General features: G+C 61.9%; 15 protein-coding genes and 1 pseudogene. 6 read left to right on the forward strand and 10 right to left on the reverse strand.

Annotated features, from left to right (window positions below; genetic code table 11):
* Window positions 1-2,893 (forward strand): DEAD/DEAH box helicase family protein (locus tag V5F77_RS26895; protein ID WP_429008169.1); only part of this gene is annotated, 2,893 nt, incomplete at its 5' end.
* 62 nt (window positions 2,894-2,955) lie between these two features.
* Here the strand turns inward: V5F77_RS26895 and traA are convergent.
* On the reverse strand, window positions 2,956-6,597 hold the full coding sequence (gene traA / locus V5F77_RS26900; RefSeq protein WP_429008170.1) for a Ti-type conjugative transfer relaxase TraA: 3,642 nt from the start codon (window positions 6,595-6,597) through the stop codon (window positions 2,956-2,958).
* Window positions 6,598-6,868: 271 nt separating this feature from the next.
* On the opposite strand from traA, the gene V5F77_RS26905 reads away from it, so the two are divergent.
* Genes V5F77_RS26905 through V5F77_RS26915 form a run of 3 tightly spaced genes read left to right on the forward strand, consistent with a single transcriptional unit; the run spans window position 6,869 to window position 9,233 of the window.
* Window positions 6,869-7,171, forward strand: coding sequence for a mobilization protein (locus V5F77_RS26905; RefSeq protein WP_429008171.1), 303 nt, complete (start codon window positions 6,869-6,871; stop codon window positions 7,169-7,171).
* A gap of 35 nt (window positions 7,172-7,206) precedes the next feature.
* Window positions 7,207-8,832: a type IV secretory system conjugative DNA transfer family protein gene (locus tag V5F77_RS26910; RefSeq protein ID WP_429008181.1), complete on the forward strand. Its 1,626-nt coding sequence runs from the start codon at window positions 7,207-7,209 to the stop codon at window positions 8,830-8,832.
* A gap of 11 nt (window positions 8,833-8,843) precedes the next feature.
* Window positions 8,844-9,233 (forward strand): hypothetical protein, encoded by a 390-nt coding sequence (locus V5F77_RS26915; RefSeq protein WP_429008172.1) that lies wholly within the window; start codon window positions 8,844-8,846, stop codon window positions 9,231-9,233.
* A gap of 200 nt (window positions 9,234-9,433) precedes the next feature.
* Here the strand turns inward: V5F77_RS26915 and V5F77_RS26920 are convergent, their stop codons facing one another.
* From V5F77_RS26920 to V5F77_RS26960, 9 genes are all read right to left on the reverse strand, one after another.
* On the reverse strand, window positions 9,434-9,628 hold the full coding sequence (locus V5F77_RS26920; RefSeq protein WP_429008173.1) for a hypothetical protein: 195 nt from the start codon (window positions 9,626-9,628) through the stop codon (window positions 9,434-9,436).
* A 30-nt stretch (window positions 9,629-9,658) separates the two neighbouring features.
* The gene (locus V5F77_RS26925; RefSeq protein ID WP_429008174.1) at window positions 9,659-10,000 is read right to left on the reverse strand and encodes a type II toxin-antitoxin system RelE/ParE family toxin; all 342 of its coding nucleotides are present in this window, start codon (window positions 9,998-10,000) and stop codon (window positions 9,659-9,661) included.
* Window positions 9,997-10,272 (reverse strand): type II toxin-antitoxin system ParD family antitoxin, encoded by a 276-nt coding sequence (locus V5F77_RS26930; protein ID WP_429008175.1) that lies wholly within the window; start codon window positions 10,270-10,272, stop codon window positions 9,997-9,999. The genes V5F77_RS26925 and V5F77_RS26930 overlap by 4 nt, the downstream gene beginning before the upstream one ends.
* Before the next feature lie 129 nt (window positions 10,273-10,401).
* Window positions 10,402-10,722 carry a chromosome partitioning protein ParB gene (locus tag V5F77_RS26935; RefSeq protein ID WP_429008176.1) on the reverse strand — a complete coding sequence of 107 codons (321 nt, stop codon included), beginning with the start codon at window positions 10,720-10,722 and terminating at the stop codon, window positions 10,402-10,404.
* Complete coding sequence (locus V5F77_RS26940) at window positions 10,719-11,378, reverse strand: nucleotide-binding protein (RefSeq protein WP_429008177.1); 660 nt, start codon at window positions 11,376-11,378, stop codon at window positions 10,719-10,721. The genes V5F77_RS26935 and V5F77_RS26940 overlap by 4 nt, the downstream gene beginning before the upstream one ends.
* 78 nt (window positions 11,379-11,456) lie before the next feature.
* On the reverse strand, window positions 11,457-12,110 hold the full coding sequence (locus V5F77_RS26945; protein WP_429008178.1) for a SprT-like domain-containing protein: 654 nt from the start codon (window positions 12,108-12,110) through the stop codon (window positions 11,457-11,459).
* 241 nt (window positions 12,111-12,351) lie between these two features.
* Window positions 12,352-13,230, reverse strand: coding sequence for a helix-turn-helix domain-containing protein (locus V5F77_RS26950; protein WP_429008179.1), 879 nt, complete (start codon window positions 13,228-13,230; stop codon window positions 12,352-12,354).
* 188 nt (window positions 13,231-13,418) lie between these two features.
* On the reverse strand, window positions 13,419-13,634 hold the full coding sequence (locus tag V5F77_RS26955; RefSeq protein WP_147181830.1) for a ribbon-helix-helix protein, CopG family: 216 nt from the start codon (window positions 13,632-13,634) through the stop codon (window positions 13,419-13,421).
* Window positions 13,635-13,738: 104 nt separating this feature from the next.
* Entirely contained in the window at window positions 13,739-14,305 is a 567-nt protein-coding gene (locus V5F77_RS26960; RefSeq protein ID WP_429008182.1) for a recombinase family protein, read from the reverse strand.
* Window positions 14,306-14,612: 307 nt separating this feature from the next.
* Between V5F77_RS26960 and V5F77_RS26965 the strand changes: the two are divergent.
* A pseudogene (locus tag V5F77_RS26965) lies at window positions 14,613-15,942 on the forward strand (IS1380 family transposase).
* A 270-nt stretch (window positions 15,943-16,212) separates the two neighbouring features.
* A complete protein-coding gene (locus tag V5F77_RS26970; RefSeq protein WP_429008180.1) occupies window positions 16,213-16,488 on the forward strand; it encodes a type II toxin-antitoxin system RelE/ParE family toxin in 276 nt (91 codons plus the stop codon).
* The last annotated feature ends 1 nt before the right edge of the window (window position 16,489 follow it).

The raw sequence follows: 16,489 nt of genomic DNA on the forward strand, positions 1-16,489 counted from the left end.
GAAGGTCGAAGACGCCTGCACCGGCTTGGAAACAGGCGAAGCACCGATCCTCGATCATGTCTCGGAAATCACGGCCGAATTGCTGAAATGGTGGTTCCAGACCGAGTTTCAGGACGCCCGCACCTTCAACTTCCATCCCGGCCAGCGGCAAGCCCTGCTGAACGTGATCTATGCCCATGAGGTTTTGGGCATTGCGACCCTGCAAGACCTCTACCAGTTCGCCGCTCCTGACGTGATGCTAACCAGCACGCGGGATTCCGAGATCATCCGCGCACCGAAGAATGCCTATCCGAAATATTGCCTGAAAATGGCTACCGGAACGGGAAAGACCTGGGTGCTACAAGCCCTCATGATCTGGCAGATTCTCAACGCGAACCGCGCGCCGGATAGTGACCGCTACACCAAAAACTTCCTCGTCGTTGCCCCCGGCCTCATCGTTTACGATCGGCTGCTTGACGCCTTTATGGGGAAGGAACGAAACGGCAAGCGCGACTTCACGATTTCTGACCTGTCGATATTCCAAGAATTGTTCATTCCCGATGCCTACCGGGACGAGGTTTTCCGCTTTGTGCAAGGTGCGGTCTGCCCGAAAGAGGACATTGGCCGCAAGGTCACGGCTGGCGGCATCATCGCCATTTCCAACTGGCATGTGCTGTCGGAAGAAGGCGAGCCGCTTGAAGATGAGGAAATCACTGCGCCGGGTGAATCCGCCGATCCGAAAACCGTCGTGCAGAGTATCCTTCCCCTGACGCCTGGCACCAGCCAAGGCAACGATTTGAATGTGTTGAACCGTCGCTATGAGCGCGGCGGCATCCTCTCCTACCTGAAAGACCTCCCCGCGCTCATGGTCTTCAATGATGAGGCGCACCATATCCACGAGTTCAAGCGGGAAGGTGAGGTGACAGAGGTTGAATGGCAAAAGAGCCTCAACCTGATCGCGGAACCCAAGGGCCGTCGCTTCGTCCAGGTGGACTTTTCAGCCACACCCTATAACGAGGTCGGAACCGGCCGGAACAGTCGGAAATCCTACTTCCCGCATATCGCCGTTGATTTCGACTTGAAGACGGCCATGCGGACCGGCCTGGTCAAATCCCTTGTTCTCGATAAACGCTCCGAAATTGGGGCGCTGAGCCATGAGGAACTGGATTTCAAGGCCGATCGGGATGAGAACGGCAATCCGATGCTGTCAGAGGGGCAGCGCATCATGTTGCGCGCCGGCTTGACCAAACTCCGGAAACTGGAAGCCGATTTCGCCGCCCTCGATCCGGACAAGCATCCGAAAATGCTGGTGGTATGCGAAGACACCACGGTTACGCCCCTTGTTGCCGATTTCATGCAGCTCGAAGGACTGGCCGACGACGAGGTGTTGCGCGTCGATTCCAACCGCAAGGGCGAGTTGAAGCCCGACGAATGGAAGGTGCTGCGCGAACGCCTGTTCGACGTAGACCGTCACAAATCCCCGCGCGTCATCGTGAGCGTGCTCATGCTGCGCGAAGGCTTCGACGTGAACAACATCTGCGTCATTGTCCCGCTGCGCGCATCAAGCGCCGGCATCCTGCTTGAACAGACGATCGGGCGCGGCCTGCGCCTGATGTGGCGCGGCAATGAATATGACGACATAAAGCGGGAGAACCGCCAGCTCATTCGCGGCGGAAAGACGCCCTCCAACATGATCGACATTCTTTCGATCGTGGAGCACCCGGCGTTCCAAGGCTTCTATGACGAGCTGATTCAGGAAGGCTTGGCGGCTGAAGCGGATGATGAGGACGACGAGGCAAATGGCAGCTCGACCGGCGACCTGATCTCGGTCGGCCTTCGGCCAGGCTTCGAGGAATATGATTTCGCCATCCCCTTCATCCTGCGGGAACAGGTTGAAGCGTTGGAAGATACCCACATCGACCCTTCGAGCCTCGCGCCGTTCGGTTCGTTTTCGCTCCAACAGCTCAAGGGGCAGATCGGCCAGGGCGAGAAATTCCATTCCGAAGACGTGCAGGCGAAAACGCGCTTTGGCGACTATCGCGTGCATGGCGGCGTGATGACCGCGACGGGCTATAATGACTATCTGGCCCGGATCACGCGCCGGATCACGGAAGCCGTGACCCTGACGGACACGACAAACAGCTCAAAGGCTTTCGCCAACGCCAGCAAGTTCCCCTACATCCAGATAAACCGGGCCGAGATGGCCGAGGGCATCGACACCTTCATTCGCTGGCACCTGTTCGGCCAGGAGTTGGACCCTCTCGCGGATGAGAGCTGGCGCGTCCTGCTGATCGACCCGGTGACAGAGCACATTATCAAGGTATGGGCGCGGGCCATCCTCGAAGCGGAAGACAGCGTGATTATCGCCAATGCCGAGGTCGCGCATCGCCGTCTCTCGGAAGTGCCCAAGCTCGCCATGCGGGAAGGATCATCACTGGCCGTCGATAAGGCTATCTATCTGCGCCTTCCTTATCCCTCCCGGAACGGCGGCCTTGAGCTGGCATTCATGGAAACCTGCGAACGTGACGCCAGCGTTGTAGCCTTCTGCAAGATCAACGAGCAGAAACACACCTTCGCGCGCCTGCGATATATCAAGGAAGATGGGCTTCCGGCGTTCTATTCGCCCGACTTTTTCGTGAGAGCTGGCGGCTCGACCTATCTGGTGGAAACAAAGGCGCAAGGCCAGCTCACCAGCCCGAACGTGCTGCGCAAGCGTAAGGCCGCCGTTGCATGGTGTGACCGGATCAACGCGCTTTCTCCGGAACAGCGTAGCGATTCCGAATGGCACTATGTCCTTCTCGGGGAAGACACCTTCTATGGCTGGCGGGACAAGGGCGGCTCGATCGCTGATCTTCTCGCCTATGCGCGGCTGCGCCCTGTCGAAGACAAAGGCCAGGCCAAGTTTGCCTTCTGAGTTTATTGCCGGGGCAGGAACCCCTTGCCCCGGCGCTATCACGGTGAGCCAGTAACCGCCGACTATCGGCTCAATCCCAAGCCCTGGGACCGCGTGAGCTGCTGTTTTAACGTATGGTCGCGGGACAATTCCGCCATTCGCGTGCGCTCCACGACACGAGCAATATCCTTGATTTGCTCGGCCTTCTTCGCCAGCTCGGGATTGTGCTCGAGCTGCGGGCCGAAGTCTCGAGGATCGGAACGGCCGAACCGCGCCTCAAGCGCCTTGCCTATCTTCCGTGCTTCCTCGAGCGCGGCCGCGCCCTCCGGCGTCGATCGAATCTGATCGATCCAACCATTGCGCTCCGCGATAGGCAATTTGTCCACCTGGGCGATAATCTCGGCGCTGCGCGCCGTGAGGCCGGGAACCTCGACAACATCGCGCTTTTCGCGCTGCCACTGTTCGGATTCCCGTTCCTCACCTAGACGGCGCTGCCAGGTCTCGGCCGCCGATTCGACATGCCGCGCGATTGCACTGACATAGCTCAACGCCTGCTTACGCTCCCTGTTGTCGCCAAACAGGCCCGACTTGCCGCGTACGTCTCCGAAGCGCTCCGGCTGCGCGGCAATGGCTTTCGCCATCACCTTGCCGTCGCCGCCCTGGTCGATGATCGCGGAACGCAACCGCCCCGCCACCTCGTCGGGATCATGAAATGCACCCCGGATCATGGATTCCGCCGTCTTCCAGTGGGCATCAAATGTCGGCAATGCCTTTTCGCGGGCAACGTCCTCAATGCTGCGATCATGGCGGGTGAGAGCCGGCACCAGTGGCGCGGGCCTGCCGGCCTCGGCCGGCTCAAGCCCCTGTGCCTCCCTGTCCTGCTGCGAGCTGCCAGCGCCGGCGCCAGCCGGCGCCCTGACCTCGGACCAGCTTATACGGCGATGGCCCTCCTTCTCCCCTTTCCGGCCTTCGACCTGGTGCTGCCGATCGGCGGCGAGATCCTCGCGAGGATCTGCACGAAGATCCTGCGCGCGGTCCTCGATGCGCTCGGCCGGAATCTCGATCTCGCTGCGGACGCCCATTTGCTCCGCGATCCCGCGCCGCTCGGCGAAGTCGCGGCTGTAATCGAGGGTGGTTTCCTTCACGCCCGACCGGGACAGGCGGCGCTCAAGCTGGCTATAGGCCAGCTCGCCGGCGTCCTGAACCTTCCATGTGTTGCGGTGCGTCTGCGTGCCATCCGGCAAGGTGACGGGCGTGAAACCTTCATGTTGAAGGCCGATCTTCTCCCCAATCTCCGGCGCGGCCTCCTTCATGGTGCGCTCTAGATCGACGCCCCATAGGGTGCGCTGCTCGCCCTTGTCGTTTTCCAGCGTCACGAAATAGCTGTCGGACTTCTGCGGGTCGTGCTCATAGGGCGCGGCCCCATGCTCGACCAGGCGGCCCGCATTGGTGAACTCGTCCTGTGCCGCGTAGAGCTGAACGCCGTCCCGATGCCGGGTCATGGCGACATAGGTTAGATGGCGGTCCATCGTCCCCGACGCCAGCACATAGGACCGATCGACCGTCGCCCCCTGATTTTTGTGAATCGTCGTCGCATAGCCGTGGTCGATCGCCTGATAATCGCCCATCGGCATGCTGACGCTCTCGCCGCCCCGGCCGTCTAGGGTGGCGATGATGCGGCCCGGCTCGACATGCTCGACCGTCCCAAGCATCCCGTTTTTCACGCCAAGGTCGCGGTTGTTCTCCAAGAACACGATGCGGTCGCCCGGCGCGAACTCTCGGCTACCGTCATTGGTCTGGAAGGTCAGCGCGCCGGCGTCCGAGCCCACGGCGGGCACGTTGACCTGCGCCAGCTCGCCCCGGTCCTGTAGCTCGGCCCGGATCGCGTCATTGATGGCCCGAACATCGGCCCGGCGATGCGCCATCGCAACCCGGGTGCCGTTCGGACGCTGATCGCGATCGGCAAGATAATCGCGCACGATCTCGCCGCGCGCGTCCTCGCCGGTCTCACTGAAACGAATGTCGCCCCGGTCCCGATAGGTCGCCAGCCCCTCGGCCGTCCGGTGCGTGGCGAAGTCAACCGACGCCTCCCGCTGCCAGTCCACGCGTTGCCGGCGTATCTCGGAAAGCTCGGCATGGCCGATTTCCTCCGTGATCGCCCGGAACGGTGCGCCGGCCCCGATCGCCTGTAGCTGCTCATGGTCGCCGACTAGGACGATCTTCGCCCCGCGCGCCTCGGCCTCAGTGACGAACCGGGCGAGCTGCCGGCTCCCGACCATGCCGGCCTCGTCGATGACAAACACGTCGCCGCGGCCGAGTGCATAGCGGTCCCCACCATGTGGGTTGTCCCAACTGCGGGACCATGACGCCAGCGTGCGGCTCTGGATGCCGGAAGATTCCTCCAACCCCTCGGCCGCCTTGCCCGACAGGGCCGCGCCATGGACCTGATAGCCCTCGGCCTCCCATGCCTTGCGTGCCGCTGCGAGCATGGTGGACTTGCCAGCGCCGGCATAACCGACTACGGCCGCGATCCGCTCCGGCCCGGTGATATGCTCGATCGCCCGGCGCTGCTCATCCGAAAGCCGCGCCGTCTCATCGCCGGCGCTGCGCTGAATGGCAGCGTCCTGCCGCTCTATCGCCCGCTCGACATGCCGGCGATCGACGCCATGACGATCGCTCAGCCCGTGGCTGTGCGCCTGGTGCATCCGCTGCGCGGACTCGACCATCCCGGATTCGATCTCGACCATTTCGCGGGTCGAATAGCGCGCAAGCTCGATCTCGCCGGTTGCCGGGTCCGCGCGCTCGGCCTGCAACTCGACCAGGGCGGGCGAGGCCATCACCTTCGCGAACGCACTCTGGAACTCCTGCGGGTCGTCGTTGATGTAGCGATGCAGCGCCCGCGCAACGTCGCGCCGGTCGAACACGCTCTTTTCGCCGGTGATAAGGGTTAGAACCTGCCCCGGCTTCTCGCGGATCAGCTCGGCATTGCGCTGCGCGGCCTCCGCATCCAACCTCGTTCTTGATACGGCCAGGCCCCGCCTGTCCATCTGCGTGGCATGGACGCCCATATGTTCGGTCGGCACGATCTCAAGACCGCGTTCCATGTGCGAACGATGGTCGATGCGAATATCAAGACCGGCCATCGCAAGCCGCTCGTTCGCGATCCCCTCCCACCGCTGGCGAATGTCACGAAGCTGCATGTCGGTCGTCGGAAGGTCGTTCGACAACAGCCATTTGTTTTCGCGCTCAAGATAGGTCTTGTCGCCTAAGCCGTCCTCCGTCACCTGCCGCGTGGTCATCATCACATGCGCATGATGATTGCGAACGTCGCTCGCCTCGTGCGGCGCATGAATGGCGAAGTCCACGGCTGCGCCGTAGCGGTCGGCCAGTTCCTGCGCGAACTCGCGTGTTGCCTCTAGCCGTTCCCCGGCCGAAAGCTCATGCGGCAAGGCAATCTCGAACTCACGCGCGACGCGAGCGTCCTTGCGCTTCTCGGCAAACTCGACGGCGTTCCACAAGTCCGACCGATCCCGCGCCCAATCGGTGTTGACGCCTTCGGGCAAGACGATCTCCGCATGTTCAACGCCCTGCTTGGCCGTGTAGTCGTGCGTGATTCCGTCGCGCTCGTTGGTCAGCTTCTCCCCGGCACGATAAGCCATCGAAGCGACGGCGCTACGCCCGCCCGCCCGCGAAACTGGCTTCATGCTCAAATGGTAGATCGCCAAGCAGCAAGCTCCGATGCTGTTTCCAGTTTCCCGCCAGCCAACTAGCCGGCGGCGCTCTGAGTTACGCAGTAACTCGTAAGTGCGCCCTTCTCAACTCATTCGCTTCGCTCTTTCATAGCTCGGTGTGGCGCTGGCGGCAAGCTCGATGCAATGAACCGAGGCGGCGATTGTGCTGCACATCTGGCGAATTTTCAAGCTAACCAGGCAAACAACTGGAAATGACAGTCGGGAATGATAGCTTTGGCAAGCGAACTGAAAAGGAGATTCAGGCATGGCGCGCAAATCTATCGAAGAACGTCTAGCTCAACTGGATGTACAACGCGCCACTCTCAAGGCCCGCCTGGGCAAACAGGAGCGCGCCAACGATACACGTCGCAAGGTACTGCTCGGCGCGCTCGTCCTCCGTCGTCTCGAAAGCGGCAAGGATGAATTTTCCCGGCGCTTGGACGAATGGCTCAAGCGCGAGCTGCCCGACTTCCTGACCCGCGACGGCGATAAGGAACTCTTTGCCGATCTGCTCGGCAACGTGCCGGCCGGGCAAACGGCGGGGAGCGCCGGCGAGGCAACATCGTGAACCAGGCAACGCTCGCATGGGGCGCTTTCAAGAACATGCTGCGCGCCGCCGCGCATGATCCTGTATGGGCTTTTGTCTCCCTGATAACTCTGCCGTTCCGCATCTGGCAAACGGTGCTGCGCGTTCTGTTCATCCTCATCGTTGCGCTTTTCGTCGTCGGTCAGGGTGGCCGGTTTGCGCTTAACGATCTCGGCTATGGTCCCGGCACGATTCCGTTCATTGCGCTCGATCTCGTCACGCTGCTGGTGCTGGCCGCCATCGTCTTCCGCATCGTCACCAATCCGCTGATTATCCATTTCGGGGACATGGAAGGCGAAACCCACGGCTCGGCGTGCTTCGCCACCAACAAGGAAGTGGCTCCCCTCACCCGCGCCGATACCGGCCTGCTGATCGGCCGGGACGCCAAAACGAAAAAGCCGCTGCGCTATGACGGCCCGGCCCATCTGCTGACGATGGCACCGACCAGAACCGGCAAGGGCGTGGGAACCATCATCCCCAATCTGCTCACCGCCGACCGCTCCCTGATCTGCATCGACCCCAAGGGCGAGAATGCGAAAATCGCCGGCCGCGCCCGCGAAAAGTTCGGGCCGGTCCATGTCCTCGATCCTTTCTGCGTTACCGGCCTGCCCTCGGCCGCCTTCAATCCGCTCGACCAACTCGACCCGGCCGGCCTCGATGTCGCGGAAGATGCAAGCACCCTGGCCGACGCTCTCGTGTTCGATGAACCGGGCATGGCCGGCGAAGCGCATTGGAACGAGGAAGCCAAGGCGCTCATTGCCGGCCTGATCCTCCATATCGCCGCCCAGGAGCCGCGTGAGCGCCGAAACCTCGCCACCCTGCGCGACTATCTCACACTCGCCCCGGAAGCCTTCGCCGCGCTCCTGAAGAACATGCAGGCATCCCCTGAAGCGGCCGGCCTGGTCTCCCGCGCCGCGAACCGCCACCTCGGCAAATCAGACCGTGAGGCGGCCGGCGTTCTATCGGCCGCGCAGCGCCATACCCATTTTCTCGACTCGCCCCGCATGGTCGCCGTCCTCGGCCGCTCCGATTTCCGCTTTGCCGATCTCAAACGCCGCAACGTCTCGGTGTTCCTGGTCCTGCCGCCCGATCGCCTTTCGACCTATTCGCGCTGGCTGCGCCTGCTCGTCGCCCAAAGTCTCACCGACATGGCCCGCGATCCGGCCAAGCCGGCCGTGCCGGTCCTCTACCTGCTGGATGAATTCGCCGCCCTCGGCCACCTGGCTCCCGTCGAGCGCGCCATGGGCCTCATGGCCGGCTACGGCGTCCAGCTCTGGCCGATCCTGCAAGACGTTCACCAACTCCGCGCCACCTACGGCCAGCGCGCCGGCACATTCCTGTCGAATGCCGGCGTCCTACAGGTCTTCGGCGTCAACGATCACGATAGCGCCCGCCTCGTCTCCGATCTGCTCGGGCAGGAAACCGTTGTGTTCCAGACCATGAGCCGGGCGCTCGATGCCGAAAAGACCGGCATCACCTACGGCGAGCAACACACCGCCCGGCCGCTGCTGACCCCGGATGAAGTCCGCAACCTGCCGCAAAATCTCGAACTGCTGTTCCTGGCCGGGCAACGGCCGATCGTCGCTGGCAAGCTCGCCTATTACGCCGATTCCGAGTTCCGGGGGCTGTTCGACCAAGCATGAAAGATGAAACCATGACCGACAGCGATGCGCCCGAATGGCCCGATCCCGCCGACAGGACCCATGCCGTCGAACAAGCCAAGCGGCTCCGCAATCAGGTCAACGAGGGCGGGTTGCGGTTTGAAGCCTATATGCCGCCGTCTCTGGCCCTGTGGCTGCTCGACCTGATCGAACAGGGCAAGTTCCTTGATCCGTCCGAAGCCGTGTTCGTGATCCTGGGCGAACATAAGGAGCTGGAACCCCATGCCGATCTGCGCCAGGAACTGCTCAAGCGCAGCATACAAGCGGCGGCCGATGATCCCCGGCCGGGTATTTCGGGCGAGGAAATGAAAGCACGGTTGCGCGAGAAGTTCAAAACCCCCCTGTCCGAGCCGGCCAGATGGGAAAAGCGGTCCCGGCGCTGACGCACCGGGGCTTTGTCACTGGCGGCCCTCCGGCTCACTACAGCGCGACGTGGGGGCGCGTTCGCCTCCGGGCCGGTCGCGGCTTCCGCCGCTCGGCACGACGCTAGCCCCCGGCCGGCCAGCTCTCATCATCTAGGGCCGTAGGGACGGCCGGGGCGGGTTGCTTACACACTTACATGCAAGCATGATTGCGCCCCCTATTAATGCAGCGCCTCAATGCCTCGCCGGCGAATGACGTTCAACAAGGCCAGCGCCGGCGGCTTGGCTAAGGTGCGCCCGCTCGCGCCCGTCATCGGCGCTTCGGTGGGCAGGGCCTTCTCTCCAAGATGCCGCGCCGTGATCTTCTCATAGGTCGCCTCGTCCATGATCCCGAGGCGGCGCTGTGCGCCCACCATTTCCGCGATCTCGCGGGCGAGACGGCTAGTCTAGGATTCGTCATCGTCATGCTCGATCTCCGTCAAATCCTCTTCCTGCAAAGCCGCTTCGTAGTCCTGGCCGCCGTAATAGACGCCGATGATATTCACGGTGTCGTCCGCTACCTCAAACAGAATCGTCACACGCCGACGAAACCCAAGCGTTCGCAAGCCCGGCCGAAGATCGTCACGCCGCGTGCCTCGGTGTGGAAAGGTTTGCAGCTTCTCGCAATGGTCCACGATGGAATCGACATAGCGCGCCGCCACGGCGGGCGACGCTGCCCCGGAAATATCGACTTCCAGCTTGTCGAGCTGGTCGCGAGCTTCCGGGGTGAAATGAACGGTGTGCGTCACGCTGAGGCAGACCGCTTGCGCTTGTCGGCAAGATGCTGGCGCACCTGGTCAACGTTGAGCGCCCGGCTCGGATCGGCCTTTAGCTTGTCGTAGGCGGCAACGCCTTCCGTGTGCAGCCAGCTTTCAAGAGCCTTGTCGCGCGCCTGCAAGGCGCGCAGGCCGTCGCGAATAACCTCGCTGTCGCTGGCATATTCGCCCGACGAAACCTTGCTCTTGACCATCTGTGCCATTTCGTTCGGCAGCGTGACGCTCAACTGTTGTGTACTGCGCATGGGAATCTCCCGCGTTGGATGGTGTTCAATAGGACTAAACACTATCACATATAAACCGATCGGGAAACACTGCAACGGTCGGAAGCTTTCATACTTACATGATTTCATGAAAGCATGATGGCTTGGCGACTACTCCCCATCCTCGCGGACAACCGGATAATTGTATTTGGCGAAAAGCAGGTTCAGCGCCTCGGCAACAAGCCGCTCTTTAGGAATCTTCTTGCCCTTCTCGTCCCTGCTGCGAAAGCTGATTTCGTCCAGCGTCTCCCAATAGGCGGGCGGCAAAAAATGCGTTCTGCCAAGCTTGTTAGCCCGCGAGGGCGCAATATAGCTCCCGCCCGGCTGCGAGGCTGGCGCGCTACCTTGCGGCTCTGGGGGGGGCTCCGGCGTGGATGCCGGTTGCTCTGTGGTTTTGATCGCCGTGGCGAGAAGCGAAGGCTTGCGGCTCATGCTTTCATCCTTTCATGATTTCCTGTAATCATGCTTGCCTGCTCTGAAAGGAACGTGAACAGGTCGGCGACTTCTTGGGCTGCGCGGCCATGCGGTTCCAGCTCTTGCGGCGTCTGCCCCAAAGCCGGGGCGTCCTCATAGGATTTCCGCCGCGACATATGGATAGGGGCGACCTTCACGTTAAAGCTCGCGGCGATAGCAGCGGCATCGTCAACCGCCCTGCCCCCGGCGTTCGGATGCACCAGATTAAGCACAACGAACGTGAGCGGACTGCCGGCTATATCCAGCAGCCGCTTTAACGGCTCCAAAGTTTCGATCGAAAATATCTGCGCCTGCGACGGAACCAGCACTATATCGGCGTGCTTGGCCGCTTCGGTCGAGGCGCTGTCCATCTTGCCGGGCGTGTCGATGAACACCCAATCCATGCCTAGACCGCGATAGGCGTCCAGCGAGCGCCGGATAGCGCCGGGCTGGATCGAGGCAACATCCGGGCCGTCACCCTCGCGTCGGTCGTACCAGTTGACGGCGTTCGTCTGCGGATCGAGGTCAAGCAGGGCCGATTTCTTCCCGGCCAGGTGAGCCGCGACCGCAAGCGCCGTCGCGATCGTCGTCTTGCCGGTCCCACCCTTCTGTGTGCAGAACGCTACTGTAATCATGATTGCATCCTTTCATGAAATAAAGGCTACATGCTTTCTATCCTACATGAAAACATGTTTTCATGTAGGAACGGTTAACTACTCCGCTTCCTCGGCGGCCGCCATCGGCTCGTCGCACTCACCGCAAACGAGAAGGATGCCGGGTTTCGCCCAGGCATGCAGATCGCAACTCGGGCAGGTGTAGCGAGTCTTGCTGGCCGACTTCGCCTTGCGGGCTTTCCGGGCGTCGGCGTCGTCCCAAAGCTCGACATAGAGGGCGGTAAAGTCGGGCTGCGCCGCCAGCTCGGCAAAGACGCGAGCATAGCGGCCACCCTCGACAATGTAGTGGCTGCATGACTGCCCGGTTTCCTTGCCGCCAGGCTGGCCGGTATCCGAAGAGTGCAAGCCGATCTCGCGCATTTTCGCGGCCCATTCCTTGTTATGGTAGCCGGCGCGCGACGGCTTGCCGAAATGGTGCTGCCAAAGGTGCGCCATCTCATGGGCGAGGGTGGAAAGGCTCTGCTCGTCGGTTCGGCTTTTGAAATGCGACGGGTTCAGCGCGATTTCGTCGGTGATCTCCGCGCCGTCCTTCGATCCGAACCGGCCGCCCGCGAAATAGCCATAGGCTTTGTTTTTGCGCTGCAACGTCACGAGGCAGGCCGGCAGCTCGCCGCCGAACAGGCGATCGTTGAAAAAATCGAACGCCTGATTCAGCGCGGCATAGGTTTTTGCGGTCGGATTGGCGGGGAACATGGTGGTCTCTTTTGTATCGTACGAAACAACTATCACAAATTTCAGGCATACATGCAAGCATGATTACATGGTTTCATGTTTGCGCCGCCCTTACCGCCCTCTTTCTCTCGAAAGCCCATGCGACATTGGCCGCAGGCGAGGCGGTTGTTGATTTTGCTCTGAGGGTGCCGAGCCGGACCGCCTATTACGCGGTCCGGAACCGCCGCAGGGCCGCGTGAGCGGCCCGAACAGCGGCGTCCGCTTATGTTTTCACATAGAGAATAGAATTAGATGGAGATTCAGTCTGGTTATCGGACTCACGTTTCATGAAGGTCTTTGCCATCTTCATTAGGGCTTTCCCGAGTGGGCTGTCGCCGGCGTCGAGCTGCGTCCGCTCATCGAGGGGCAGAGCCTGCCGGTAGGCGTCGATTTGCTCACTCCAAGCCCTCTGATCCTGTCCATGATCCGCAGGCGGGGGAGGGGCCTTGCCGAAGCGGCCAAGGAACTGCCGGGCCTTTTCCGGCAGGGACAGGCGATAGGCGTTGCTCGCCTGCTGCACCTGGGGGCCGCGCCCTTCGTTGCCGGTCGGCTCGTAGCGCCGCAGCCAGTCGATGAAGCCATGCGCACGCAGGTTCTTCAGCGCCCGCACGATCGCATCGCGGGAACGGCCCAGGCGGTCCATGATCGTCGTGATAGCCGGCTCCAGGCGGCCGGTGCGGAAGTCGATCAGGTTAACGAACAGCCGCAGCACGTCCAGCGCCACCGATCCGAGCGGGCCGCTGCGCTCGCCCTTCTCCTGCAAACCGGCCTCGTTGTAGATCTCGGCCGCCTTCAAGATCGCCTGCACGTCCTTGCGCGTCGTCGGCTGCCATATGCGGCCCTCCGATCGCCCCTTGAAATGGCTGCGCCGGCGAACCGGCGTCGGGCATCGAGCGACCGGGGGAGGAAAGACCAGGCCAAGCGCCGTCTGTCCCGATCCCTGCCACGCGGCGCGGCGCTCATGGGCGAGCGTGGAGAGCTGGCCGGCGTCTTCCTCGGAGAGCTGGCCGGCGCTGTAATGCGTCCAGACCTCCCGCATGATGTCGTCAAGCGCGTTCGCACGCGCGCAGCCGATCGCGGCCGCGATTTGCGTCCTCAACATTCGTCCTTCGTCCTTCCATTCGGAGGACATGACGGCGCGGACGGCGGACAAAGATTCCCCGTTCCCGGCGAGACTCACTCTTGCCGGGTGGTTCACTCTCGACTATGTTAGGGGCTGTCTAGGCGGTCCCAACAAAGCCGTTTCCGAAATCCGAAAACCCCTTGCCGCTGCTAACGGCTAGGGGTTTTTCATTTCATGCCCTCGGGTGCTTTCTCGATATAAAACCTCAAAGCTTCTTCGATAATCGGCGCGCGACCAAGCTCGCCCCGCTGTTCCTTGATCTTGTCGATTTGCGCGAGAAGATCAGTCGGAACATACGTAGTCAGCGCGATACGACCGGCCGCAAGCTGCCGTGCCCGATGGGCGGCAACATCCTTCCGAATCTTTTCTGTATTGCGCTTCATGCTTAGCAGTAAGGGGAGATTTGCCCGATTCTGCAACCCCGAATCTCTAAAGTGCGGAAATATCGCGCAAGTCGGATGCTCTGATGTGCAATCCAGGCAAGGCTTCAAGCCCGATCTGAAGTCGATTCAAGCGCCCTATAAAGGGTGGCGCGATGCACGCCCAGGAGCCGGGCGACTTGCGTAACCGGCTTCTTTTCCTCGTTGATGAGCTGGCGCGCGTGCGCGATCTGCTCGGGTGTGAGGGCAGGGGAGGGGCCGAACCGCACGCCCCGCGCCTTCGCCGCAATCCGGCCGGCGCTCGTTCGCTCCACGATCAAGGCCCGCTCGAACTCGGCCATGCCCGCGAACACGGTCAACACCATGCGCCCGGCCGGCGTCGTGGTGTCGGCCCACGGCTCGGCCAAAGAGCGCAGGCCAGCGCCGGCCTCCTTGATCCGCTCCGCAATCGCCAGAAGGTCGCCGGTCGATCGGGCGAGGCGGTCTAGCCTGGTGATCGTGACCACATCGCCGGCGCGCAGATGATCGAGCATCCGGGCCAGCTCGGGCCGGTCACGCTTTGCCCCGGAAGCCTTTTCCTCAAAGAGGCGAATGCAGCCGGCCGCGCCCAGGGCGACCCGCTGCTGGTCGAGGTCTTGGCCGCGCGTCGAGACGCGGGCATAGCCAATGAACACCCGGCCGGCGTCGGAATCTGGTTGTCGGCTCACGGCTTCCCCCTGTCGCAAATCATGTCGCAGGTGTTTTACCACTTGCGACAAAGATATGCGACAGTGACGATTTCGGCTAAGTCTCTGAAACACAAGGGATTCAGACTTTTCCACCAAAGTGCTGCTTAACTTAGGATTTGCGCGACAAAGGCTCATGAAGTGGTGGGGTTGTATCCCAATATCCGCGATGAAGAATGTCCAGACTCGATAAAGCCTTGATCTTTGGCGAAAATCGGTCCTGTTGATTTAGCGGCTCGTTCACCTGGTGGGTGCGATGGGGGCGTTGCAGACGGTGTTGCCGTTCAAATTGGCGGCGACGGACGAATCACTGACCGCGCATGGCGGACTGGCGCTGTTTGGCGAATATCTGCGGTCGATGGGCGTTGCCGGCTTGATCGACCACGAACTGCCCCGTCCCGGCAGCGCGGCGGGATACGCCCCTTCGGTTCATGTCGTACCGCAGGTTCTGATGCTCGCGGGCGGCGGTCGGACGTTGGAGGATTTGCGCGTCTTGCGCAAGGACGCCGGGCTGCGCACTCTGCTTCAACTCGAAGAAATGCCGAGCAGCGACGCCACCGGCGACTGGCATGCGTCGCATGGGCTCGAAAGAAAGCGACGGACTGGCGGGGCTGCAACGGGTGAACCGCTGCCTCTTTCGCCGCTTGCTGCGCCAGGATGATCGCACGGCTTACACGCTCGACATCGACGCGACGCAGATCGTCGCGGAGAAGCGCGAGGCGCGCTACACCTATAAGGGCGAGAAGGGCTATATGCCGCTTGTCGGACATATTGCCGAACTTGGGCTTGTGATCGGCCATGAGTTCCGCGAGGGCAACGCGGCTCCGGCGGCGGGCAATCTCGACTTCCTGCAAGCCTGCGAACGCAACATGCCCAAAAGGGCAAGAGGATCGGGCAAGAGGATCGCGGCGGTGCGCGCCGACAGCGCGGCCTATCAGGCGGCGATCTTCAACTGGTGCGAAGAGACGGGCAAGGTTTTCGCGATCGGCGCCGATCAGGACGCGGCGGTGAAGGCGGCGATCGCCACCGTTCCCGAGAGCGCGTGGAAGCCGTTTCGCGACGGCAAAATCGCCGAAACGGTCCACTGCATGAACAAGACGAACAAAGCGTTCCGCCTCATCGTCATGCGGCGCGCGCAGGAACAGGACTTGTTCGAGAGCGGCTCGCCCTGGCGCTATCACGCCATAGCCAGCAATCGCACCAATGAAGACGCGGCGACGACGATGGAGTGGTATAGCCAGCGCGGCGACGCCAGCGAGAACCGCATCAAGGATCTGAAGATCGGCTTCGGCATGGACTACATGCCGTGTGGGACCTTCGAGGCCAACGCCGTATTCTTCGCCATCGGCGCGCTGACCTATAATCTTTATCTCGGCTTCCGCTCAGATACGCTTGACGGCGGATGGGAGCGCGCGCAGGTGCAGACCGTGCGGTGGCGCCTGTTTCAGACGGCGGGCAAGGTCGTCCGCCATGGCCGGCAGCTGTTCCTGAAGATCAGCGCCGAGGCGTTGGAAATCTTTGCGAGGATCCGCGAGCGTTGCGCGCGGATCATGAAAGAAGGAGGCGCCGTCCCAGAAACTTCATGACGTCGGCGCGTTCGCTGTGGGCGCGTTTGCTGGAGTCGATATCGGCCGCATCGACGGCGGAGCCGCGCCCGAAATCCGTGAAAAATGCGCGGCGCCGGCGGCCGGAGCCGATCGCAGCGCCACCGGCGGAACCGCCCGCGGCGGCGCTTGCCAAAATGGGCCGAAAACGCCTTTCAGCCCAAAGCGCCAGCCCTATCCAAAATCCGATCGCGGATCTTGGGTGTATAGCGTCACTTGACGCTATACATTTAGCTCTGCTAGTCACGACACATGAGAATCCGAAACGTAATCCATAAAGGTTTGCGCCGATTCATCGAAGATGATGACGCCACCGGCTTGCAGGCAGCCGTAGTGCCGAAAGTCCGTCGCATCGTCTCCTTCCTTCAGGATATGGAGCGAGAAGACGAGTTGCGCACGGTCCCGAGTTGGAAGGCCCATCAGCTCACCGGCGATCGAAAAGGCACCTGGAGCCTTTTCGTCACCAAGAACTGGCGGATCACTTTCCGGATCGATCAAACCGAAATTATGGCGCGACAATCTGCGTGAG

The sequence above is a fragment of the Roseixanthobacter psychrophilus genome, from assembly GCF_043195195.1.
In the GTDB taxonomy this organism is placed as follows: domain Bacteria; phylum Pseudomonadota; class Alphaproteobacteria; order Rhizobiales; family Xanthobacteraceae; genus NCEH01.